This is a genomic window from Micropruina glycogenica, assembly GCF_900289045.1.
GTDB classification, from domain to species: Bacteria; Actinomycetota; Actinomycetes; order Propionibacteriales; family Propionibacteriaceae; genus Micropruina; species Micropruina glycogenica.
Genome location: NZ_LT985188.1, coordinates 2,714,844 through 2,737,174 on the forward strand (window position 1 = coordinate 2,714,844; position 22,331 = coordinate 2,737,174).

The following is a 22,331-nucleotide window of genomic DNA, read 5'->3' on the forward strand; positions in this document are numbered from 1 at the left end:
GGAGGTTGCCTTCAAGGTGTACCTAACCTTGGTTCTGATGACCAAGTCGTCCCCGCACGACCTATATCGACCTCGAATGGTGGCTGAGCTCGCCGAGACGTTGGGGTATGAACTGCTGCAGCCACCCGACTACGCGATTGGTCCCGGGACTCGAAGAGTCAGGCGGGCACTGGCGCAGTTGCAGGAGCTGGGCCTGATCAAGCTGACCCTGGATCGGGGAGAGTATCAGGTTCAGGTAACCCACATGCCTAACGCGGAGACGCCCCCCTTCATCAGCATTCCGACCCAGATATGGACAAACGGTTGGATACTGTCCTTGAAACCGCCGGCACTGGCCGTGTACCTCGTCTTGAGGCTCCTACACGCCCGAGAAGGACGCGCCGTCGCGATGGACCCCCTAGAACGATCACGTACTGGGCTAAGTGACGATACGTTCAGCCGAGGGACTGACCAGCTAATCGCTCACGGCATCATCGATCGGCGGCGAGCGATCGTCACCGATCGGTACGGGCGCCGGCGGGTCGAACCCCGGGCGTACATGGTTGACGATCAGCGCATTCTGGCAGCGCGGCCCGATAGCCCGCGCCCCGACGATGTCTACTGGGATCATTTATGGATCGCCGACAACCCCTGACAACGCGCGCAGGAGCCTCGATTCCCTTATAGCCTTGAAGCATGCGCCGTGCGTTGTGGCTGAAGAGGCTCGGACTACAGGCGATCATCGCCGCAGTCGTGATCACCATACCCCTTATTGTTGCTGCCCCGCTCCTCACGCCCGACGCCTACTCCGCGTTCGCTGCGGCACTTCAGACGGTTATAGTTGGGGTCACCCTCTTGGCCGCCCTTCGGACCTATCATGCGGACTCTCGGGACCGCCGCGTCGACCGCGTCCTGGCGCTTCACGAGGAGTTCTTCGAGCCTTCGTTTCAGGCCTCGCGAAGGGCTCTGGTACTCAAATTGCGAGCAGGGCAGGTTCCGTTCAGCGAGTTGATTAGCTCACAACTCAATGAGGACGAGTACGGCGCTCGGATACAGATCCTACGGTTCTTTGAACGTGTGCAGGCGGCCAGCGCGATCGGTAGCCTGGACGACTCACTTGCCGCCAGTTTGCTCGGCAGTCACGCAGCTTGGTGGGATCTCGCGCTGGCTGATGACGGCAAAGCTTCGCGGCGTGCTCTACATGTCTTCGCCACATGGTCGAACGACCTGGCTCAATCACACAGCGAGGACCCCCTGTTCGAAAACTGGGGAGCTAGCAGGATGCGGGAGTTTGGGAGAACCCGGCGCCCAGCGGGACCGGCATCGCCCCGGGCTCTGGTCGTTCAAGACACAGGCGGCGGCGAGTCGCCGCATGAGGGACTGTCGAGCCAACCCACAACCACAGGCGAGCACCAGTCCCTTCGAGACGCTTAGGAAGTGTGGGCGACCACAGTGTCAACTGGCGTGCTGCGAAAGGGCCGCACGAGGAAACTGACCTCCGAGCGCACGCGCGGCGCGGCTTCGAAGTGGCGTCCATCCCTGCTGTGGTGGCCTGTCCCCTCGCTCTCTGGGCAGGTTTCATGACCGTCTCAGGGCAGAACCCAATGACTATTGACACTCTTCGAGGTCGTGCGACGAACGAGTACTACGTCGAGACATCTAGGAGCTGTGGTACACAACCTGACACGATGATCCAAGGCCGCCAACAAGGCCTGCGACAGCGCCTCTTCGATGACCTCGACGATTGCAGCTTGGTTTTGGGCACGGGTACAGGAAATCATGTCCGGAGGGTGATAAGGAGACTGAGTGATCGCACCACTCTTCAACCCGGGTAAACGCACAGATTCGCGGCCGGCCCTCTACGGCGAGACAGACTTTGAGTTTCTAGACCGAGTGGCCGGCAACTACTGGCAGCAGGTCCGTGACCTGCTGCAGCTCTGGGTTGACCACCTGCCAGCATCGGAACGTCGCGATGTCTGCGCTCGCCTGCAGGGCCGAGCTGCCTCCCAGCAAGCATCCGCCTTACTGGAGCTTTACCTACATGAGGTGCTCCTACGCTCTGGGTGCGCGATCCAGATTCATCCCAATGTGCCGGGCACCAATCGGCAGCCCGACTTCCTTGCCACCCCCACATCTGGCGATCCACTCTACGTCGAGGCCGTCGTGCCGGCTTACTCTGACCTGGCCAGAGCAGAACTAAACCGCAGATCCCAACTGATCGACGCCATTAACCGCAAACCCCATCCCCGATTTGCGCTCGTATTGAAGCACTTGGAGGTCGGCCAGACCACGCTGTCCAGCAAGTCGCTGATCACCGAGATCCATCAGTGGCTCGACCGCCTGCCCCCTGACCCCGACCCGCTGACGACAAGGTCCTTCCCGTCCCGCCCGAACAACCAGGGCTGGCGAATATCTCTCGGAGTGATGCCTTGGACCCAGAAGGCGCTCCAGCTACCCAACCGGAGAGCCATTGGGGCTCAAACATCTGGAGGAATCCAGAAAGTGGACCACTTCGGCCCGGTGCAGCGCGCGCTCGCGTCCAAGGAGAGTAAATACGGCAAACCTAACCACCCCCTCGTCGTCGCTATCGGCACATCATTTCTTGACGACCCCAGCCACCTAACCAACGGGTTCTACGGCAGCCTCCATACCGACATGGGGACCACGCCACCAGTCGTGACCCGCGAGTTCAACGGGTACTTCGGCAGTGCGGATCTCCCGCTGCACCAGCAGGTCTCAGTAGTACTGGTAGTCCACAATCTGTCACCCTGGCGGGTTACCGGCCCCGTCGTCGCCTGGCATCACCCCTGGCCCCAACGCGACCTACCCGATCAGCTTGGGATTCCTAGCGATGCCTACCGACTCGTTGACCGCATGCCTCAACAGGTCGCCTTTCAGGGAGATATAGCGTCAGTGTTAGGCCTTCCACAGCAGTGGCCGTCCGGCGCCCCTTGGTAGCAACCAGGGCGAGCCGCTGGGTGAAACGCCGCAAACCGGCCTCGTTACGAACGGCCGTAGGAGGTCCGCAACCGATAAAGGCTCGCCGCGACAGCCGCCCAACTCGGCTACCACTGAGGCAGCCCGGACCCACGACATGGCGCCCCGGGGCACACTCGAATGAGAATCTCTCAGCGACAAAGAGTTCCCAGCACCCCGTCGACACACAGTTCGGCGAAAACTGGCGAGCGCGCGGCTGCGCCACCTATCTTGCATCTCGACAAACCAACTGTCGAGATGCAGGGAAGAGTTCGCAAATGGACGAATACGATTCGTAAGAGAAAGCTGAGAACCGGAACCCGAATCCCATGCAATCGCCGAGGGCCATAGCGACCAGCCTTTCCCTGCTTCTGAGGGATCCACTCGATACGCAGCCGGGACCGCTGGCGCGAGACTAAGACACACCTGGGCTCAGTGGGCCGTTGGTGTGTGTCCGACCTTGCGTTGCGGCCTGACACCGTTCTGGCCCGTCTGTCCGAGGACCAATCACACGGATGTGAACACCGCAGATACGCCCGTCGCGCTATTCGTCGTCGCCTGCAATCAGGAGCCTCCCGCGTCTGCTGGCGAGCAACGCGCCCTTCGAGGGGCCTGCAAGTCCTTCGAGGCGCGGAATGTGTCTGGTCGACGTGCGACGATTCAATGAAGCCGTGTGAGCGTGGCACGCTCACTTCGTCGCCTCCTTCACCCACAAGACCACGGAACGCTTGAGGACATCACGCTCCATCCGCAACTCTGCGACCTCGGCCCGGAGCCGTTTCAGCTCCTCGTAATCATCGGTGGCGAGCTCACCGTGACCCTCCCCACTCGTTACACGGGGGTGCCGGGACGGGGCGCCCTACTAGGCTCGGCGGCCAGCGCGCTGGCGGAGGGTGGGGGCTAACCTCTTCTCGAGGGGCGAACCTCGCACACGGGGCACTAGGTCGATCACACCCGATGGCTGTTGGAGATCACCCTGGCTAGCAGGGACCAAATACGCCGGATGGAAGCCGATGGCCATCATCACTGGAGTACCCAGATGACCGGCATGACAAAAAGGTTGAAGTAGACAGCCACACGGCGGACGCAAACATTGTCATTTGCGCGCAACTACGAAGAGTGAGCGCTTGCAATGTCTCCACATACACAGAAGGACTCACGCATTCGACGGTGGCCCGATTCCATAGTGCAGTCAAGCACTGCTGCGTTGGAACCGGTGAACCGATCACGGAAACAGCGGTCGAGTTAACGATCAGAGCCGAAGCGGCAACTCCACCCACAAGTACTGCGAGCAATACCTGCCAACGCTGCGGCTCACCAAACAGGGCCAAGTAGGTCGCTTTCGGCCGCCACAAGACCAGCCGTTCCACAAAGAGTACAGCCCACCACAAAGACCCCAAGACAGTGAATCCAGAGCCAACCGCGCGTGACGTCACGAATAGGGCGTAACTGGTACCAACGTCATTCACACCTAGCATCGCTAGCGGCATCGTGATGCCACCGAGAACTGCCGCAAGACACGCCCAAATGACATATCTGGCACAAACGAGTCGTGATGGTAGCGAACGTAATAGTACAACCTGGAGTCGTGCCATGCCTGACCGGTCACGCAAGCTCTGAGCGTGCATCACGGCTCCTTCCAAGACCATGACTACAGGATATCTGTCCAGATGCTACTACCGTGGATCTCCACTGGCGTGACGATGTCCTTGCCGATATTTGCACTGGCCATCCAGGTCTGAATTGCCCGCGGATCTGTATGGGGTTCGGAGGTAGCCCAGTCCAGGCCTCCCCCCGCGACGCTGCCCCCGAACCCCCGAGACCGAAGCTCCAACTTGCCAGGTCACGGGGCGATTTCGCATTGCTCACCATGGCACCAACACTCACTCCGAATGACGGCAATGCCCCATTGACTACATCGGTACGACTCGTAGAAACCAACGGTTGCATACCAGTCGTGCCTGCGCAGACACTACCCGACACGCCGACACCGAAGCCGCCAGCAATCTCAAGCGATCGTGTCGCATTAGGGGGTTTGAATCAGACCACACTGTGGGGGTTTGGTGACTCGAGAGTGAGTGTCGATGTCTGCGACGATGCAACGGCCGCCTCGAACAACTCCACGGATCAGCCCTCGGCTTCCAAAACCTAACCAACTACATCGCCAGAGCGCTACTCGAAACCGGCGGATTCAGACCACTCATCCACTCTCTTTCGTGAAGAGCCCCTAAAGCCTCTGATTGACACCGATTAAAGGCAACTATTGCGAAATCCCAACCCTAGCATGAATTTCCCCGGCCGCGCCTCGTGATCTGGCGCCGCTCAGGAGGGCGACTAGATAGGCCGCTTGCGCGCAGGCCGCCACCCATAGAACTAGCACCCAGCCCCAGCGCAACCCGCCCCATGCTCTTAGCCGAAATAGCCCAAATAGCAGGAGGAAGGGCAGGGTAAAGGCACCCATCAACATGACTAGGCCTGCTGCAACACCCATTGCCCAGCTCGCCTCAGAGCCCCACGTTTCATCCGGCCACGGACCCGAGTACTGGGCGGGTGACTGCCACTTCAATGCCCACCATAGAGCTGTACAGGCGAGCCAGAGCAGGCCCAGGCCCATCATCACACGAAAGCCCACCGTCAAATACCACCTCAACGGACTCATGACCAAGTTCCAAGTCCGCAACCGCATCAAACTCGCAGTCCGGGCCTCCGAACTCGGCTACCACTGAGTTCCGGACACAGTGGGCAAACTCGCCTGAGGATCTCTCAGACGCGAAGATTGCCCACCACCAGACGACCGACCCCTCTGCTGCAAACTAGCGAGCGCGAAGCTGCGTCATCTTTCCTGCATCTCGACACCAACACGCTCGTCACGGTGCGTGGACAGCAGCGGCCCGACACGAGCCGAATGAAACTCTGAGAACGGCGACCCGGTGAGTCATTCTCCGCTTGTGGCGCGTCCAGGCGTGACCCTCCGGGCCAGCCTGGGGAAAGCTCCCAGACTCGGCGGTCGCGAGTTGCGCGCAGAGGTATCGCGTCAGCGCTCAAGCGGTTGACAGGGGCGGTTGTCAGCCACGCGCCTCGCTAGGCCGAGGCGAGAGGCCCACCGGTCGTCCATCGACCGAGCGGCGCCGTAAAGCTGCGTTCCCGCCGCCAACTGGTGCTGACTAGGGGTGCGCGACGCTAGAGTCACACAATGAACCCGCTCGCGACGCTTGGCCGCACCGTCGGCTACGTGTGCATGGCCATCGGCGGCCTCCAACTCATCGGCGGGACGCGCGTCGAACCGGGCATGGACGGTGGCGACCCCACCGTCGACTCTCACGTCCGATTCATGGGGAGCGTGTTCATTGCGTACGGCCTCGCCTGGGTCAGCGTGGGATCGGCTCCGCAGCCCGACGTGACCCGCATGCGGCTGCTCGCGGGGCTGATGGCTGCCGGCGGGGTTGGGCGGCTGATCACCCGAGCGACCCTCGGGCGGCCCCACCGGTTTCATGACGTGCTGCTTGCCACGGAGTTGACCGCGCCCCTCGTGGTCGAGGTGGTGGCGCGACGCCAGCCCTGAGCCGGCCGGCGTCCTGACCACCGGCGGGTTGGCGATTGGAGGGTCACGAGGCCCTCGACCGCGTTGCCGCCGCCAACCGTCAGCCCACCGCCACGCGCCGCGTTCGTCGCCTCGCCTCCCGAGGGGTTGATGCGGCATGCTCGTGAGCGGTGCGGACGAACGTCCGACCCGACTGGAGGGGAGGCGTCCATGGCAACCAAGAAGGCGAGCACGGCACCGTTCTCGGCGGAGGAGCGCGCGGCGATGCGCGAGGCGGCCAAGGAGCAGAAGGCTGCCCTGAAGGGAGCCGAGGCGCTTCAGCAGCTGCTCGACAAGGTGGCGGAGATGCCCGACCAGGATCGAGAGATCGCCGAGAAGCTGCATGCTTTGATCGAGCGGGTGGCTCCTGAACTCGCGGGCAAGACCTGGTACGGCATGCCGGCCTACACCCTTGACGGCAAGACGATCTGCTTCTTCCAGGCCGCCGACAAGTTCAAGTACCGCTACGCCACCCCTCGGCTTTCAGGAGGATGCCGCCTTGGACGACGGCGACATCTGGGCGACCTCGTTCGCCATCCAGGACTGGACGCCGGCCGTCGAGGAGCAGGTGACCGGGCTGTTGCATCGGGCGTTGGGCAAGGCCTAAGGAAGGGCTGATCAATGGGTCAGCCCGTTGGTTGAGCCTGTCGAACCCCTCGTCGCACGAGGTCTCGCAAGCTCGACCACCGAAATCAGCGGTTCCCCAAAGCCCCGCGCCACGACTCGCGTGTCAGACCGGCCTCGCCAGGACCGCCCGCGAGTACGCCAACTCGAAGCCGGACCGCCGCACATTCGCCTGCGAACTCGACCCTGGCTGCGTGGTGACGAGGGCGTAGCGGGCACCGGCCCGCTCGGCATCGTGCAACCGCCGACGGATCAGTTCTCGCTGGACGCCGCGCCGCCGGAATGCCGGTAGTGTCCCCGCGCCGGTCAGCTGGGCGAACTCCCCGGCCAGGTGCACCGAGCCTGCCCCCGCCGCGCGGCCGCCGACGCGGGCCAGGTAGGGCACCGCGCCCGCGTCGAGACCGGCCCGTTCGGCGCTGAGCAGAACGTCGGGCGAGAACTGGTCCAACTGCGCGACGCCGATCTCGTCAGGGGTCAGCGCCGACTCGACGGCGATGCTCAGCCACAGTTCCACATCGCCTGCGACTTCGACCGCGATGTCTCCCGGGCGGCTGGCTGCGGCCGCGCCGAGATCGCAGATCAGGACGTCCTCAAAGCCGAGCAGGCGATAGCCGCGTTCGGTCAGCAGCTCGAAGACAGCGGGATCGGCCAGGGTCGAGATCTCGAAACTCGCCGAGCCACCGTGGGCCGCGTAGCGCGCCTCCACGGCATCGAGATCCCCGGCCGGTGGCAGGCCGGCGAACCCCACCCCGACGACCTTCGTGAAGGGCGAGTCCAGGGGCGCGTAGCAGGCCATTCCACCGGCCAGCGGCTCGGTGAAGGTCGATTCACCGCCGCGCCCGAGCGCCGTGACACAGGCGGTGATGAACTCCGCCTCGGCCCACTCGATCCGGGCCGCGAGGCCTTGGTCGACGATCATGGTTCTCTCCGTTCAGGTGCGACGCCAACGGCGCGTGGGTGCTTTCGACGGCCGACGGCGCGGGCCGTCCGTCCGCGTGGACCAGGAGGACGACCGCGCCCAGCGCCAGGGCGCCGCCCACGAGCTGCAGCGCCCCCGGCCGTTCGCCCAGCACCACCACGGCTGAGACCAGCCCGGCCAGTGGGGTGAGGTTGCCCAACTGAGCAGCCCGGACCCCCTCGACCCGGCTGATGCCCCAGTTGAAACTGAAGGAGGCCAGCGCCGTCAGCACCAGGATGCCGCCCGCCAGCCACCACGAACCGGGGCTTGCCCCGCCGAGCCGGCTGCCCTCGTGCCACCAGTTCAGCACGACAAACGGTGCGGCACCCAAGGCCCCGCCCACGGTTTGCCAGGTCGAGGCATTGAGGCCGTCGTCGTTGTTGAGCCGGCGAGTGACGACGAGGAAGACCGCCGACGCCGCTACCGAGAGCACCACGAACACGTTCCCGCCTACCGTGGCCACCCCGTCATCGTGGCGGCCGGCCCCGAGCGCGACCAGGGCGGTTCCGGCGAACCCGCAGACCAGGGCCCAGCGCCCCGTCCGATCGACGGCTTCCCGCAGGAACACCACCGCCAGCACGACAGAAAGCGGAACCTCGGTGGCCAGGAGCAGGCTGCCCGAGGTCGCGCTCGTCCAGCTGAGGCCCAGGTCGCCGAGCACGAACGCCAACCCCGGCGCGAGTATGCCCAGCAGCAGGTTGCGCGCCGAACCGGCCCTGGTCAGCCGACCGAGCGCCGCAGCGGTCACGACCAGCAGAGTTGCCCCGCCGCCGAGCTCAACGGCGAGCAGGTCGGCGGGGGCGATCTGGCGCAGCACCGCCACCGACAGCGTGGTGCTCAACCCGTAGCCGACGGCGGCAGCCAGGATCGCCGCCGACCCGGCGCCGTCCGACCTGCCCATGCTCTGCTCCATACCTGTGGCGACTAACCATCAAACGGTTTATGATGGTTATCATGGCACAGAGTCCAGCACTTCTGAACCTCGACGACACCGGGCTGCTGATCGCGTTGGCCAATACCGGGCACGGGACGGCCGAGGACTCTACGGCGCCCGACGAACTGCAAAGCGCACAGACCGCCCAGGACTGGTGGAGCACGCTCGGCGGAGAACCAGCCGCCGACTTCGGGACGGACGCCGACGTGGCGCTGCTGCGTGCTGCCCGCGCCCTCGTGCGCGGGGTGGGACTGCGCACCAACGGCGTGGACGTCGCCCTCGACGCCGGCGTCTTGGCCGGCCTCCCGCTCGCCTTCACCGTGGATCCGGCCCCCACGCTCAGCCCGGCGGGCGAACGCTCGGCGGCCCGAACTCTGGCCGCGCGCGCCGCAGCCGCACTGATCCGGTTGCCGGCCGGCGCCGACGCCAAACGACTGAAGGCCTGCCCCGGACCGGGGTGCGCGTGGGTGTTCCGCGACGCCACCCGCAACGGAGCCCGACGCTGGTGCGACATGGCGGCCTGCGGCAATCGCGCCAAAGCCGCGGCGTTCCGGGCCCGCGGCCGGCAACCCGACGGCCAGACGGTCGCGCGATGACGTCGGTACGGGTGCGACCGGCACGGGAGCAGGACGTCGAGCACGTTCGCGCGGTGTTCCAGCGCGCCTCGCTCAGCAACCAGGGCGACGTCGCTGCCCTGATGGCGCACCCGGACGCACTGGTGTGGCAGCCCGCGGCGGCCGGGTTGGACCGGACGCTGGTCGCCGTCGACGATGCCGGCGAGCTGCTGGGCTTCGCGACCGCGACCCCGGTTGAGGACGGACTCGAACTGGACGACCTCTTCGTCGATCCGGCGTTCATGCGGCGCGGCGTTGCCAGGGCGTTGATCGGCCGACTGGTCGAGGAGGCGGCTGCCGACGGCCGGCAGTGGATCGAGGTGACCGGCAACGAGCACGCCGCCGGGTTCTACGCCGCGGCCGGGTTCGTGGTGATCGGACGAGCACCGACCGCCTTCGGAACCGCACCTCGGCTTCGACTGGGCTGGGCCTCGCCCGGCGGCTGACGCGGATCACTCGATGGTCGCCGCGGGCGAGGCCGGACCTTCCGACCGTGTGGGGGTCGCGGCCACTGTGCGTCGTGCCTTGTCGAACCCCCAATCCCGGGTGGCCCACCTAAGCTGACCGCCGTGCCCCAACACCTCTGGCGCGGCGACGCCGCAAGCACGTCCTGGTGCCTCACCAACCTCGGCTCGACCCCGGCGTCGGTGTTCTTCGAGGCCGAATCGATGTCGTCGGTCGTCGGCGTCGAACTGCCGGACGGACGACGAGTCGCGCTCAAGCGCCGGCAGGCGACCGATCGGGTCGTGGCGTGTTCGCAGGCACATCGAGCGGCTTGGGCGGCCGGGGTCGCGTGCCCAGAGCTGCTCGCCGGCCCCACTCGGCTGGACGACGGCACCTGGATGACCGCCGAGCGGTGGGTCCCCGACGGCTCACCCGAAGCACCCCCGGATGCCGCCACCCGCTACGCCGACCTCCTCCACCTACTCATTGCCGCGCTGCGCGATAGTGACCCGGCCGCGTTCGATCCGCCCCCGCCGTGGGCGTTCTACGACCACGCAACCCCCGGTCGCGTGTGGCCGCCGGCCGCGTCACAGCGCTGGGACCCCGAGTCGCCCGTCGTCCCCGCCGAGCTGCGTCGACTTGCCGCGGCCGCGGGTGAACGGTTGCGTGCCGAGGCCCTGCCGGTGGTGGTTGGCCACTCCGACCTGAACGGGCTCAACGTGCGCTGGGCGCCCGAGCCGATCGTCCACGACTGGGATTCCCTCGCCGCCCGCCCCGAGGCCGTCCTGGCCGGGATCATGGCCGTCAACCACGTCGAACTGCCGGGACGGGGAGCTATCACCGCCTTGGCCGAGACCCGGCGGGCGCTCGAGTTGTACCGGCGAAGCAGACCGTTCAGCGACACCGAGGTCGAGATCGCGTGGGCAGCCGGACTCCATGTCGCCGCCTACAACGCCGCCTTCGAGTACCTGCACGGCGCTCGTGGCGCGGTGGCGGCGAAGTTGGCTGACGACGGGTCAGAACGCCTCCGGTTGGCCGGCTGCTGATCGACCCCCCGGTCGAACGGTCGAGTCCGAGCACCGCTCGCGCCGCAGGGAAGTCTGCGGCGAAGCCGTCCGCAGCTCAACCCTCGATGACGGCCTTCGCCTTGTCTGCGGCCCCCACGAGCGGCCGCATCCCCTCGGGTCATGCGCTGACCGTGGGGGTGGCGCCGCTCGCGCGCTAGGGTCTGCCTCGGTTGGCATGGGTGAGGAGCGTTGATGGGTCGGGTGCACTACGCCTGGGTGGTGGCCGGGGTGGCGTTCGCCACGCTGGTGGCCGCTGCCGGTTTCAGGGCCGCCCCGGGGGTGTTGATGGTTCCCCTGCACGAGGCCGGCTGGTCGATCAGCACCATGTCGGCGGCGGTGAGCGTGAACCTCGTGCTGTACGGTCTGATCGCGCCGTTCGCGGCAGCGCTGATGGACCGGTTCGGTATTCGACGGGTGGTCTGCGTGGGGCTACTGCTGATCGCCGCGGGCGCCGGCCTGTCGGTGCTCGCGACCACCGCCTGGCACTTGATCCTCACCTGGGGGCTGCTGATCGGTGCGGGCACCGGGTCGATGGCCATGGTGTTCGCCGCCACCGTTGCCAACGCCTGGTTCGTCAAGCGGCGCGGCTTGGTGATGGGCGTTCTCACCGCCGGCGGAGCTGCCGGGCAACTGGTCTTTCTGCCACTAGTGGCCCATCTGGTCGAGGTCACCGACTGGAAGGTCGCCTCGTTGATCGTGGCCGCAGCAGCCCTGGCCGTGCTGCCGCTGGCCGTGGCCCTGCTTCGCGACCGGCCGAGCGACGTGGGTTTGCCGCCATACGGCGGCGAGGCCGTCATTCCCGCGGCCCCGCGGCGGGGTAACGCGGCGGCCGCCGCATTGGCGGCCCTACGGACGGCGGCGCACACCCGGGCGTTCTGGGCCCTGGCCGGCGCGTTCGCCATCTGCGGCGCCACCACCAACGGCCTGATCGGCATTCACTTCGTGCCGTCCGCCCACGACCACGGCCTGGCCACCACCACCGCGGCCGGGCTGCTGATGCTGGTCGGGGTGTTCGACATCGTCGGCACGATCGCCTCGGGCTGGCTCACCGACCGGGTCGATCCGCGCATTCTGCTGCTGGCGTTCTACGCGTTCCGCGGCGTCGGGCTGCTGCTGTTGCCCTGGCTGCTCAGCGACGAAGTGCACCCCAGCATGGTGCTGTTCATCGTCGTCTACGGGCTCGACTGGGTGGCCACCGTGCCGCCCACGGTGGCGTTGTGCCGCCGCCTGTTCGGCGATCAGGGCACCATCGTGTTCGGTTGGGTGTTCGCCGCGCACCAACTCGGCGCGGCCGCGGCAGCACTCGGCGCGGGGGTCGTGCGCGAAACGTTCGGCAGCTACACCCACGCGTGGTTCGCGGGCGCCGCGCTGTGCGCAGTCGCGGCGATGCTGTCCATCGGGTTGGCGGGCCCTCGCGCCGACAGCGACGACGCGCCGGTCCCGCAACCCACGATGACGGCGTGAGCCCAGCACCTGCCCCGACATTGCTCGTCCGGTGGCACGGGCCCGTTCACCGCGGGCTGCCCGGAACCTCACGAATCGGACGGTACGACCGACCGCAGAACCCGCCGAACGAGGCGGGCGGTGACCAGGAACAACGCGAACAGGGCAGCCCGCGTCGCCCACGATGACGGGGTGGTGCCGGCACTGCCCGTCACCGCGAGCACGCAGATCGCGCTCGTCGCGGCATCGGCCAACCATTCGGCGAGGCCGGCGAACAGCAGGACTGCCTCGACGAAGCTGGCCAGGGCGTAGAGGGCGAACATCGGCGCCACGAAGACCAGGGCGGCAACCAACGGCAGGGTGATCCAGAAGCCGACCTGCCGGACCGGCACCGAGACGGGTCGGGCGGCGAGGACGACACGATAGGTCGCGAGCGCGCCGCCGAGTCCGAGGATCAGCAGGACGTCGCGCGGGCTCAGGTCTGCCTCCTGAATCCCGACCGTCAGCCCCACCCCCACCGCCAGGAGCACCAGCGGGAAGACCCGCAGGGCCGTCGCCAGCTCGGGCCGGCCGCCGGGCTCCCTGCCCGCCCGCAGCGGATCTGGCCGGTTCATCGCGCCGTCGCCGTGGCAGCCGGCCGCTCGGGCCGCTGCCGTGTCGGGTAGGTCCGACCGTTGAGCCAGCGTCCGATCGGGGTGGCCCGGACGAGCACCTGGTAGGTCAGGAGCGTGGCGGCCAGGGACCCGCCGAGGATCACCACGAACTTCAACGCCCACGGCCAGCCGAGGTCGGCGAGGGCCAGTTGCAGGGTGCAGACCCAGCCAAGATGGGTGAGGTACACCCAGTACGAGGCGTCCGCGAGGTAGCGAACGACAGGACGCTCGCGATGCACGTAGGTGACCGCGACGCCCACCAGCCCGTACACCCACAACCAGGCCGCCAACGGGTAGGCCACCAGCGTCGCGATCAGGACGGCCGGCGAGTCGCCCGAGGACGGTGCGGCAGGCGCGCTCACGATGAGGCAGCCGATGGTCAGCACGGCGGCCGCTGCTAGGCGGGCCGGCCAGTGCCGTCGAAGCCGGTTCAGGGCATGCGCGACACCGCCCCAGCACCAGCCGACCCAGAACGCGCCGCCGAACGCGATGCTGGCGGGCAGTTCGGGCCGCAGCGTGGCCGGGCCGACGATGCCGGACGGTTGCAGCCACAGCGCCACCGCGAACGGGACGGCCGCCCACAGTGGCCCGAGCGGGCCGGTGAACGCTCGCCCCAAACCGACCGAACAGCGCTCGCGGAGGGCCAGCGGGACGATCCGTGGAATCAGCCAGTGAGCGGCCAGCAGCACCAGGTAGAACTGGCTCAGCGACCACAGGAACCACAGGTGGGCGGGCGTGCCGATGGCCAGCGGGTCGTCGCTCGGCGGTGCCGCCGGCAATTGGGGATGGGTGATCGCGAAGGCGATGGCGACCACGATCACCGGCAGCACCGCCACCGGCCAGAACACCAGCAGGGGCAGCAGGATTCGCTTGCCGCGGTCGGCGGCGAAGCCGCGCGGGCCCTTGCGAGCCAGGGCCGCCCGAGCGAAGTAGCCGGCCAAGGCGAAGAACAGTGGCACCCGGAACAGGTGGATCCAACCGACCAGCGCGTCGGCCACCGGCGCTCTGGAGACATCGGTCACCACCCACGGGATGGTGCTCAGGCTCATCAGCGAATGGAGCACAACGCCCAGCAGCAGCGCGAAGCCGCGCAGGGCGTCCAGGCTGGGCAGCCGGTGAGCCGGCACGGAGGCGGTGGCAGCGGAGGGCGTAGGCATGGGTTCTTTCGTGGTGAGGTTCGGGTGGGCGTCGGCGGTGACCACTGGGGAACCGCTGATCAATGGGCCAGCCCGTTGGTTGAGCCTGTCGAAACCACTGGTCGCACGAGGTCTCGCCAAGCTCGACAGCGAGAGTCAGCGGTTCATTAGCGAGCCGGGACGCCGGCCAGGAACGCGTCCAGGGAGGGCACGGGATGGAGCCAGGTGCCTATGTTCGCCGCGACAACGATGCCGAGGGCCGCCACCGCGAGCCCGAGCGCGACACCTTCGATCAACCGGTGGCGCCGCCACCCCAGCACTGCCAAACCGGCCAGCGCCAGTGCGGCGAGCGTGCCCAGCGCGGCCAGGGCCAGGTGGTAACGGGCGAAGTCGGTCACGATCGCCTCGGCCGCAGGCGCGGACGCTCCGTCGGCGAGGGCCTCGCGAAGGGCCCCGGCCACCTGGGACGCGGCCGGCGTGGCCTCGGGCAGAAAGCCGAGAACCGAGGTCAGCGGCGCGATCGCACCTTGCAGGTTGGCGATGCAGAGCACCAGCGCGACCCCTGCGCAAGCCAGCGCGGCCAGGCCGCCGACCCGGCGCCCGAACCGTCCGGGCACGTCACCGACCGCTGGCGGGGCCCACGATTGCACCAGCGCCCGAACGCTGGCCGCCAGCAGGCCGAGCGACAACACGGACTTCACCAGATGGAACGCCTGCCAGAACCGGGTGGGGCCGGCGAGAGCGGAGCGGGCGCTGCCGGCCGGCACGGCTCCGGACCGCCAGTCCAACGCGAGCGCGTCCGCCACCGCCCGGGCCAGCGAACCCGGCCCGGGCCAGTGGGCTACGGCCAGCCACGAGGCGAGCGGCCACGGGACGACCACAACCGCCACCAGCAGCGACGCGATCACGACGACCCGCGGCAGACCCCGGTCGACGGTGCTGCTCCGCCCGGTCACGATGGCTGCCGGCATCATCGGACGACCTCCGTCACGACACCGGCCCGAGGCGCGACCCGAGGCGCACCGGCGACCCGCCAGGCCGACCAGCCGATGCCGACCAGGGCGATCCCGGCGGGGATCGCGAACAGCCGGTCGAAGGAGGTGGGCAGCACAGCGAGAGCCACCGTGCTGGTCGTGGCCACCGCCAGCAGGGCGCTCGCCCATCGGGCCACCAGCCCGGCGCGGAACAGCGCAATGCCGAAGAGCAGACCGCCGGCCAGGTAGCCGACCCCCGACAGGCCGAGTAGCACCTGCAGGCCGCCGATGTCAGCGGCCGGCCGGCCGCCGAGGGCGGCGGTGAGGACGTCGCGGACGTAGTCGGGCGAGGTCGCCACGATGGAGGGCAGCACGAAGGCCGCGATCGCCTGCACGATGAGCATGGCCAGATACCCGCTGCCGAAGGTGACGGCGGCCACGACACCGAGCGCCCCGATCCGGCGGCCGTGCCAGACGGTCAGGCCGAGCACGCCGACCGCAGCCAGACCGGCCATCAGCATCTTGCAGCTTTCGCGGATCAGGAACTCGCGAGACCCGACGAACTCGAGGGTGAGCTCCGGGTGGTTGATCTGGACGGCGATGAAGAGGGCGCCGGCGCCGGCGAGGGTGCTGCCGGCGATCCGTCCAAGGCGCTTCATTGTGGGTTGCACGGGTGAGAACTCCTGGTCATGGCCCAGGACGGTTCCCGGGCACGCTGACGAGGCTAGGAAGGCGGGTGCCCCGCCCGAATCACACGATGATGTGACGGCCGGGGTGATCCGGACGGTTCACAGCAGGCCGCGCTCGCGGGCCAGGCTGACCGCGGCGCGGCGGGTGCGCACGTCCAGCTTGGTGAAGATGTGCTTGGTGTGGGTGCGCAAGGTGTTGATCGACACGAACAGCCGGGCGGCGATCTCGGGGCCGCTGAGATCGGTGGCCAGCAGCCGTAGCACTTGCGCCTCTCGTTCGCTGAGCGTTCCGCCCTTCTCCAGCGGAAGCGCCAGGCCCGCGGCGCGGGGCTGGTCGAACAGCAGACCTCGGGCCGCGTCGCCGTCCGGGCCGCCGGCAGCCGCCAGCCGTCCCAGCAGCTCCCGCAGCGGGGCTCCCTCGTCGAGGAACAGCCGGGCGTAGCCGGCCGCGACGCCGGGAGTCACCGCTGCCGCGAGGGTGTCGTCGGCCGGAGCGTCGTCCGCCGCCAAGGCCAGCGAGCGCACGGTCAGCGCTTCGACCCGGCTGCCCGACCGCCGGGCCCGCTCAGCCGCCGTGACGATCTGCTCGGTCAGGGTCAGCACGTGCTCGATCTCGCGATCGTTCGACCGGCCGGCTCGGCGCTCGGCGGCGACCAGCCGCGCATAGGTGAGGACCTCGTCCTCGCGGGCGAAGTCGGTCGGGTCGGCGTCGACAACGGCGTGGTCACGCGCCCATGCCCGAGCCTCGTCGAGCCGTCCGGACCGGATCAGCACCCGCGCTCTGGCCGCGTGCAGCGGGCGGATGTCGGGCAGGAAGCCTGGACGGTAGCGCCGCTCGGCTTCGGCCAGGTCGGCCAACGCCGCCTCGAACTGCCCGACCGCGACCTGCAGTCCGGCCCGCACCACGAACCAGCGAAACCTGTTCTCGGGCAGGCTCGCGCTCTCACCGAGCTCAGCCGCCTGGTCGAGCTGCTCCGCGGCGGCCTGCAGGCGGTCTGCCTCGCGGAGCACGTCCGCCAGCCCGACGTGCAGGTCGCCGAGCACCGCCGCGCCGCTGGACCGGACGCCGGCGGCACGCGCCAACGCGGTCCGGTACAGCCGCTCGGCTGCGGCCGGCTGGCCGTTGGCCACCGTCATCGCCCCGATCACGACGCTCGCCCCGCTCGCGTCGGTGTCGTTGCCGGCAGCCGCCAGGTGGTGCACCACCTCGCCGAACGTCTCGATGGCCGGCCCCAGCTGCCCCCTTGCCCAATGGGCCAGGCCAACGAAACCGGCCGCCGCCCCCCGGACGAAATGGTCCGCCGGCCCGGCCGCCGCCAACGCCGCCTCCGCGTGGCGCTCCGTGGCCACGACGTCACCGGAGGCCTGGGCGAGTGAGGCGCGGAACAGTTCGATGTTGGCCGGCACCGTCCGGTGGGCATCGTCCCGGGTCGTCACGACGCCGACCGGCAGGTCCGCGGCCGCACGGGCCGGGTCGATGCCGCCCCAGGCCGCCTCCGCGGCGTCCAGCCACTGCGCCGCCGCAGCCAGGTCACCCTGGGAGATCCTGGTCGCCGCCCTGGTGGTGGCGAGCAGCGGGCGCTGTCGCACCAGAACGTCCGGCAGCTCATCGAGCCAGCCGATCAACAGGCGATCACGTCGCTCCCGGCGAAACACCGGCGCGGCGCATTCCAGAAGGTCGGCGAACCAGTCCGGGTCGTCCGCCTGGGCCGCATGCCGCAATGCATCGTCGAGCAGCCCCTGGGTCGCGTACCAGCCGCTCGCGCGCCGGTGCAGGCCGGCGACGGCGTCGGGTCGTTCGACGGCGAGACGCCCTCGCACGGCCTCGGCGAACAAGGCGTGGTAGCGGTACCAGCCGCGATCGTCGAGGGCGATCAGAAACACGTTGGCCCGCTCCAGACGGTCCAGTTGCCGCTGCCCGCCCGGCCCTTCGGTGACGGCATCGCACAACGGCCCCGACAGCCGGTCGAGCACCGAGGTGAGCAACAGGAACGTGCGGGTGTCGAGGGGCTGCGCGTCGAGCACCTCCTGCACCAGGTAGTCGAGCACGAATCGGTGCGTCCCGCTGAACGCCCGGATGAAGGCGTCGACGGCGTCCGGCCCCTCGGCGACGTGAGCCCGGGCCGACACCCCGGCGAGTTGGAGTCCGGCCGCCCACCCCTCGGTTCGGGACGCCAGCGCCTGGATCTGGGCTGCCTGGAGGTCGAGGCCCAAGGCGGTCCGGAAGAACGCGGCGGCCTCGGCGTCGTTGAATCTGAGGTCGGCATCGCCGACTTCGACCAGTTCGCCGCGCGCGCGGAGGCGAGCCAGCGGCAACGCGGGATCGGTGCGACTCGTGGCCGCGACCACCACGCGGGGCGGCAGGTTGTCGATCAGGAAGGCGAAGGCGTCGGTCGCGGCTTGCCCGGTGGACATCACGTGCAGGTCGTCGAGTGCGATGACGGTCAGCCCGGCGGCACCGTCGAGATCCTCGACGAGACCGACCATGACGTCCTCGGGCTCGGCCCGGCCATCGGCCAGCAGAGCGAGGGCGCGGGCGGCCAACGCACCGTCTACCGCCCCGACGGCGCCCACCAGGTCGGTCAGGAACTGCCCGGGGTCGACGTCCGACTCGTCCAGGCTGACCCAGGCGACCCGCGCAGCCGGTCGTCCGGAAAGGCCCGGTTCGGCGACCACCTGCGCCAACCACTGCTGCAGCAGGGTGGTCTTGCCCGAACCGGCCGCGGCGCAGAGCAGCACCAGACGCGGCAGCGGTTGGTTGATGAACGGGTTGGCCAGCCGCGGCCGGGCCACCAGCGTTCGCCGCGGGACAGGTACCCGCAACCTGGCGCCGACCGTCATGGCACCACCGTAGTGGCGCTCAGCCGTGGGCCCGGGGCGGCACGGCTCGGCCGCTGCCCAACCCGATCGGCAGGCTGGGTGCCCTTGGCTGCAACCGCGTCCACCACCGATCATGGACAGGCCGCGGCTTCGTCTGATTAATCGTTTCATTCGCTAAGTCGGACAAGTTCCCGGGCCTAAGATCGGCTGCATGTGCGTGACTGGTCGGCGATGACCCACCCCGACGACCTCGCCGCGTTGCGCCGGGCCAGAGACCGCATGGACCGCGAGTACGCCTCGGGGCTGCGGGTCAGCGACCTGGCCGCTGCGGCGCACATGTCGACGGGGCACTTTCAACGCAGTTTCAAGGCCGCCTACGGCGAGACCCCTCACAGCTACCTGATGACCCGGCGGGTCGAGCGGGCGATGATGCTGCTGCGTGGCCGCGCGATGAGCGTCACGGAGGTGTGCATGGCGGTCGGGGCGTCGTCGCTGGGTTCGTTCAGTTCGCGGTTCACCGAGCTGGTCGGCGAGACGCCGAGCGCCTATCGGGCCCGCGAGCACGGGCCGTTGGAGTCGCTGCCCGCCTGCGTGGCCCGCATCGTCGGCAGACCGGTCAGAATCGAAGAAGCGCCCCGGCGTCCGCGTGCGTAGCGTTGCGGAATGATCACCTTCTCGAACCTGATGATCCCGACCTCGGACCACGAAGCGGCCCTCGCTTTCTACCGCGACCTGCTGGGGCTCGAACTGGTCAACGACGTCAACACCGACGCAGGCCGCTGGATCAACCTGCGCTCGGCCGATCAGCCCGAGTTGGGCTACACGCTCGGTTCGGTCGCGGTCGGCCCCGGCATTTCGGACGCCGACAAGACCGCCCTGACCGAACTGCTGGCCAAGGGCCATCTCGGCTTCTACCTGTTCGCCACCGACGACCTCGACGCCCTGCACGCCCGCTTGGCCGAGGGTGGCGCCGAGATCGTGTCCGAGCCGGCCGACCAGCCCTGGGGCCCGCGCGACATGGCGGTGCGAGACCCGTCCGGCAACCTGCTGCGCATCAATCAGGCCTGATCGCGCCGGTCGTGCTCAGCGCTCGATGAACCGTTCTCGGACGGCCTGCAGTACCTCGTCGCCGAGCTCCAAGCCCTCGCTCAGATAGTGCTGCAGGGTGCCGTACGTCATCCCGGCGGACGCCGGGATCTCCAGCGCAACCCACGAGCCGGGCGGTCATTCAACGACAACCTGCTGGAGGTTTGTGAGATCCCCTCGTTCGCCGGGATGACGGGTTGACCTGAGTTGCGCGAGATGGGAACCGTCCCCAACTCGCGCCAGACCCTTTCAGGCGTCGATCAGGCCCAGCCGGACGAACGCCTTGGCCAGGCCGTCGTCGTCCACGTGATCGGTGACCAGATCGGCGGCGGCTTGGACGTCGGCGGGCGCGTTGCCCATGGCCACGGACGTGCCGCAGACGGCGAACATCTCCAGGTCGCTGCGGGCATCGCCCATGCCGATCAACCCAGCGGTCGGCACCCCGAGGTGAGCGGCGAGGCGTTCGATCGCCGCGCCCTTGTGAATGCCGAGCTGGCCGATCTCGCCGAACTCTGCGCCCTTGCCCGTCGCGCTCCACGAGTCGATGCCCGCCCGGCCGGCGAAGCGCTCGGCCAGGGCGTCGAGGTCGACGTCTGGACGCAGCGCGAAGCTGATCTTGTTGACGTCGACCGGCACCGGCCACGGCTGGTAGATCATGGCGGGAAAGACCGAACGCACGAACTGCTCGCCCTCGGCCCCCGGCCGTCCGATCGCCGCCGCCGCCCGCTGCGGCAGGTCGGCGCTGCCGAACAGGCCCGAGTTGCATTCCAGGTAGTAGCCCAGCCCGTCACCACTCATCCAGTCGATCGCCTCGGCGACCACGGTCTCGTCCATCACCTGGTGTAAGATCACCTCGCCGGAGCTCTCGACATAGCTGCCATTACCCCCGATCAGGCCGTCGACGCCCAACTGCCACAGTTCGGGGTAGATCTCGGCGCGGCTGCGTCCGGTGCACAGGTACACCCGATGCCCGCCGGCCCGGGCAGTGCGCACCGCGGCGGCCGCGCTCGCGGGCAGGTCGGTGCGGTAGTCGACCAATGTGCCGTCGATGTCGAGCAGCACCACCGACGTCACGGCAGATCGCTCCGGTCGAGCGGACGGGCCGCAGGCACCACCAGCAGGGCCAGCACCGACACCGCACCCACCACCAGCAGCGCGCGCAGCACGCCGTAGTGGTCGCCCATGAACCCCAGCAGGGGCGGGCCGGCCAGAAACGCGGTGTAGCCGACGGTTGAGACCACCGACAGCCGGGCGGGCGCCCGCGCGAGGTCGTCCGCCGCGGCCGACATACCGACCGGAAAGCCGAGGCTGGCGCCGACGCCCCAGATGGCGCAGCCCACGAAGGCCAGCGCGGTGTTGCCGAACACCACCAGAGCGCAACCCACGATGGCGGCGATGAACAGCACACGCAGCACGGCCACCCGTCCGAAGCGGTCGAGCAGCCCGGTGCCCAGAATGCGGCCCGCGGTCATGAAGCTCAGGAACACCGCCAGGGCCACCACGCCCAGCGCCTTGTCGAGACCGTGGCCGTCGACGAACGCGACCGCCATCCAGTCGTTGGCCGTGCCCTCGGCGAAGGCGGCCGCCAGCACCACCAGGCCGATCAGCAGGGTGCGCGGTTCGAGCCAGGCCGACCGCTGCGGCTGACCGGACGCCACGCCGTCGCTCGTGCTTTCGTCGAACGCCGGCAGAAAGACGCCGGTACCCCACCAGACGGTGACCAGACCGAGTGCGGCGACGCTCAGCAGGTGCGGCACCAACGGCACCCGCAGCCAGACCAGCCCCGCACCCACCAGGGCGCCGATCACGGTGCCGCCGCTGAAGGCCGCATGAAACCACGGCATGATCGCGCGGCGCAGGCTCTGCTCGACGACGGTGCCTTCGAGGTTCATCGAGACGTCCCAGACTCCCATGCCCAGGCCGAACAGCAGCAGGCCGGGCATCACCCACCACATCGACCCCATGAACTGCGTGGTCAGGGCCGACACCGCCAGCCCCACCAGCGAGACGCTGCCACCCAGCCGCACCGCGCCCGCCGCGCCGAACCGGTGCGCCAGCCGTCCGGCCAGGGGCAGACCGACCAACGACCCGGCCGAAATGGCGAGCAGCAGCAGGCCCAACAGGCCGGGGGTGAGCTGCAACTGCTCGCGCACGTCGGGCACCCGGGCCATCCACGACGCCATTCCGAAACCCGACACCGCGAACACCGCCAGGGTGGCGTTGCGGGCCGGGGCCACCCTGCGGTCGATCGCCTGCGCGGCGGTCATGCGGTCACCCCGACCTGCTCGGCCGAAAACTGCGCGACGTTGATGCTGACCAGCACGGCCCGCTCCTTGATTGCTTTCTGTAACGAT

Annotated in this window: 20 protein-coding genes; 11 read left to right on the top strand and 9 right to left on the bottom strand. The window is 68.5% G+C overall.

From position 1 onward, the window contains the following. The first annotated feature begins 76 nt into the window (after positions 1–76). The 5 genes from MPLG2_RS12695 to MPLG2_RS12720 all read left to right on the top strand — a co-directional run bounded on the left by MPLG2_RS12695 (position 77) and on the right by MPLG2_RS12720 (position 7,153). Positions 77–634, top strand: a complete 558-nt coding sequence (locus tag MPLG2_RS12695; RefSeq protein ID WP_158681170.1) for a hypothetical protein — start codon at positions 77–79, stop codon at positions 632–634. Between the two features lie 41 nt (positions 635–675). After that, positions 676–1,413, top strand: a complete 738-nt coding sequence (locus MPLG2_RS12700; protein WP_105186452.1) for a hypothetical protein — start codon at positions 676–678, stop codon at positions 1,411–1,413. Positions 1,414–1,785: 372 nt separating this feature from the next. Beyond that, complete coding sequence (locus tag MPLG2_RS12705; protein WP_158681172.1) at positions 1,786–2,937, top strand: hypothetical protein; 1,152 nt, start codon at positions 1,786–1,788, stop codon at positions 2,935–2,937. Between the two features lie 3,211 nt (positions 2,938–6,148). Beyond that, positions 6,149–6,517 (top strand): DUF4345 domain-containing protein, encoded by a 369-nt coding sequence (locus tag MPLG2_RS12715; RefSeq protein ID WP_105186455.1) that lies wholly within the window; start codon positions 6,149–6,151, stop codon positions 6,515–6,517. Positions 6,518–6,706: 189 nt separating this feature from the next. Next, positions 6,707–7,153 (top strand): iron chaperone, encoded by a 447-nt coding sequence (locus MPLG2_RS12720; RefSeq protein ID WP_231935652.1) that lies wholly within the window; start codon positions 6,707–6,709, stop codon positions 7,151–7,153. A 112-nt stretch (positions 7,154–7,265) separates the two neighbouring features. Here MPLG2_RS12720 and MPLG2_RS12725 read toward each other — a convergent pair whose 3' ends face one another. After that, positions 7,266–8,078: a GNAT family N-acetyltransferase gene (locus tag MPLG2_RS12725; protein WP_105186456.1), complete on the bottom strand. Its 813-nt coding sequence runs from the start codon at positions 8,076–8,078 to the stop codon at positions 7,266–7,268. Beyond that, a complete protein-coding gene (locus MPLG2_RS12730) occupies positions 7,987–9,018 on the bottom strand; it encodes a DMT family transporter (RefSeq protein WP_105187657.1) in 1,032 nt (343 codons plus the stop codon). The genes MPLG2_RS12725 and MPLG2_RS12730 overlap by 92 nt, the downstream gene beginning before the upstream one ends. 53 nt (positions 9,019–9,071) lie before the next feature. Between MPLG2_RS12730 and MPLG2_RS12735 the strand changes: the two genes are divergently transcribed. The 4 genes from MPLG2_RS12735 to MPLG2_RS12750 all read left to right on the top strand — a co-directional run bounded on the left by MPLG2_RS12735 (position 9,072) and on the right by MPLG2_RS12750 (position 12,640). Then, entirely contained in the window at positions 9,072–9,647 is a 576-nt protein-coding gene (locus tag MPLG2_RS12735) for a CGNR zinc finger domain-containing protein (protein WP_197709935.1), read from the top strand. After that, positions 9,644–10,111 (top strand): GNAT family N-acetyltransferase, encoded by a 468-nt coding sequence (locus MPLG2_RS12740; protein WP_105186457.1) that lies wholly within the window; start codon positions 9,644–9,646, stop codon positions 10,109–10,111. The genes MPLG2_RS12735 and MPLG2_RS12740 overlap by 4 nt, the downstream gene beginning before the upstream one ends. A gap of 123 nt (positions 10,112–10,234) precedes the next feature. After that, entirely contained in the window at positions 10,235–11,155 is a 921-nt protein-coding gene (locus MPLG2_RS12745; RefSeq protein ID WP_105186458.1) for a hypothetical protein, read from the top strand. Between the two features lie 213 nt (positions 11,156–11,368). Then, positions 11,369–12,640, top strand: coding sequence for an MFS transporter (locus tag MPLG2_RS12750; protein WP_105186459.1), 1,272 nt, complete (start codon positions 11,369–11,371; stop codon positions 12,638–12,640). Positions 12,641–12,708: 68 nt separating this feature from the next. Here the strand turns inward: MPLG2_RS12750 and MPLG2_RS12755 are convergent, their stop codons facing one another. From MPLG2_RS12755 to MPLG2_RS12775, 5 genes are all read right to left on the bottom strand, one after another. Further along, positions 12,709–13,233, bottom strand: a complete 525-nt coding sequence (locus MPLG2_RS12755; protein ID WP_105186460.1) for a hypothetical protein — start codon at positions 13,231–13,233, stop codon at positions 12,709–12,711. Continuing rightward, positions 13,230–14,429, bottom strand: a complete 1,200-nt coding sequence (locus MPLG2_RS12760) for an acyltransferase family protein (RefSeq protein ID WP_158681174.1) — start codon at positions 14,427–14,429, stop codon at positions 13,230–13,232. Before MPLG2_RS12760 ends, MPLG2_RS12755 begins: the two co-directional genes overlap by 4 nt. A 146-nt stretch (positions 14,430–14,575) precedes the next feature. Continuing rightward, positions 14,576–15,364: a hypothetical protein gene (locus tag MPLG2_RS12765; protein ID WP_158681176.1), complete on the bottom strand. Its 789-nt coding sequence runs from the start codon at positions 15,362–15,364 to the stop codon at positions 14,576–14,578. 14 nt (positions 15,365–15,378) lie between these two features. Then, positions 15,379–16,041, bottom strand: coding sequence for a hypothetical protein (locus tag MPLG2_RS12770; protein ID WP_105186463.1), 663 nt, complete (start codon positions 16,039–16,041; stop codon positions 15,379–15,381). Between the two features lie 129 nt (positions 16,042–16,170). Continuing rightward, positions 16,171–18,912, bottom strand: a complete 2,742-nt coding sequence (locus tag MPLG2_RS12775; protein WP_158681178.1) for a LuxR C-terminal-related transcriptional regulator — start codon at positions 18,910–18,912, stop codon at positions 16,171–16,173. A 192-nt stretch (positions 18,913–19,104) separates the two neighbouring features. Here MPLG2_RS12775 and MPLG2_RS12780 point away from each other — a divergent pair, with 192 nt between their 5' ends. Both MPLG2_RS12780 and MPLG2_RS12785 read left to right on the top strand, forming a co-directional pair. Next, on the top strand, positions 19,105–19,545 hold the full coding sequence (locus MPLG2_RS12780) for a helix-turn-helix transcriptional regulator (RefSeq protein ID WP_408632042.1): 441 nt from the start codon (positions 19,105–19,107) through the stop codon (positions 19,543–19,545). Positions 19,546–19,554: 9 nt separating this feature from the next. Continuing rightward, the gene (locus tag MPLG2_RS12785) at positions 19,555–19,959 is read left to right on the top strand and encodes a VOC family protein (RefSeq protein WP_105186466.1); all 405 of its coding nucleotides are present in this window, start codon (positions 19,555–19,557) and stop codon (positions 19,957–19,959) included. Positions 19,960–20,226: 267 nt separating this feature from the next. Here the strand turns inward: MPLG2_RS12785 and MPLG2_RS12790 are convergent, their stop codons facing one another. After that, complete coding sequence (locus MPLG2_RS12790; RefSeq protein WP_105186467.1) at positions 20,227–21,051, bottom strand: Cof-type HAD-IIB family hydrolase; 825 nt, start codon at positions 21,049–21,051, stop codon at positions 20,227–20,229. Continuing rightward, positions 21,048–22,244: an MFS transporter gene (locus MPLG2_RS12795; protein ID WP_105186468.1), complete on the bottom strand. Its 1,197-nt coding sequence runs from the start codon at positions 22,242–22,244 to the stop codon at positions 21,048–21,050. The genes MPLG2_RS12790 and MPLG2_RS12795 overlap by 4 nt, the downstream gene beginning before the upstream one ends. Positions 22,245–22,331 lie beyond the last annotated feature (87 nt).

Excerpts from the sequence above, each read along its gene's own strand:
- MPLG2_RS12755 (WP_105186460.1), bottom strand. The coding sequence starts at position 13,233 with ATGAACCGGCCAGATCCGCTGCGGGCGGGCAGGGAGCCCGGCGGCCGG.
- MPLG2_RS12715 (WP_105186455.1), top strand. The coding sequence starts at position 6,149 with ATGAACCCGCTCGCGACGCTTGGCCGCACCGTCGGCTACGTGTGCATG.
- MPLG2_RS12760 (WP_158681174.1), bottom strand. The coding sequence starts at position 14,429 with ATGCCTACGCCCTCCGCTGCCACCGCCTCCGTGCCGGCTCACCGGCTG.
- MPLG2_RS12735 (WP_197709935.1), top strand. The coding sequence starts at position 9,072 with ATGGCACAGAGTCCAGCACTTCTGAACCTCGACGACACCGGGCTGCTG.
- MPLG2_RS12695 (WP_158681170.1), top strand. The coding sequence starts at position 77 with ATGGTGGCTGAGCTCGCCGAGACGTTGGGGTATGAACTGCTGCAGCCA.
- MPLG2_RS12795 (WP_105186468.1), bottom strand. The coding sequence starts at position 22,244 with ATGACCGCCGCGCAGGCGATCGACCGCAGGGTGGCCCCGGCCCGCAAC.
- MPLG2_RS12700 (WP_105186452.1), top strand. The coding sequence starts at position 676 with ATGCGCCGTGCGTTGTGGCTGAAGAGGCTCGGACTACAGGCGATCATC.
- MPLG2_RS12785 (WP_105186466.1), top strand. The coding sequence starts at position 19,555 with ATGATCACCTTCTCGAACCTGATGATCCCGACCTCGGACCACGAAGCG.
- MPLG2_RS12775 (WP_158681178.1), bottom strand. The coding sequence starts at position 18,912 with ATGACGGTCGGCGCCAGGTTGCGGGTACCTGTCCCGCGGCGAACGCTG.
- MPLG2_RS12730 (WP_105187657.1), bottom strand. The coding sequence starts at position 9,018 with ATGGGCAGGTCGGACGGCGCCGGGTCGGCGGCGATCCTGGCTGCCGCC.
- MPLG2_RS12750 (WP_105186459.1), top strand. The coding sequence starts at position 11,369 with ATGGGTCGGGTGCACTACGCCTGGGTGGTGGCCGGGGTGGCGTTCGCC.
- MPLG2_RS12720 (WP_231935652.1), top strand. The coding sequence starts at position 6,707 with ATGGCAACCAAGAAGGCGAGCACGGCACCGTTCTCGGCGGAGGAGCGC.
- MPLG2_RS12725 (WP_105186456.1), bottom strand. The coding sequence starts at position 8,078 with ATGATCGTCGACCAAGGCCTCGCGGCCCGGATCGAGTGGGCCGAGGCG.
- MPLG2_RS12740 (WP_105186457.1), top strand. The coding sequence starts at position 9,644 with ATGACGTCGGTACGGGTGCGACCGGCACGGGAGCAGGACGTCGAGCAC.
- MPLG2_RS12770 (WP_105186463.1), bottom strand. The coding sequence starts at position 16,041 with ATGAAGCGCCTTGGACGGATCGCCGGCAGCACCCTCGCCGGCGCCGGC.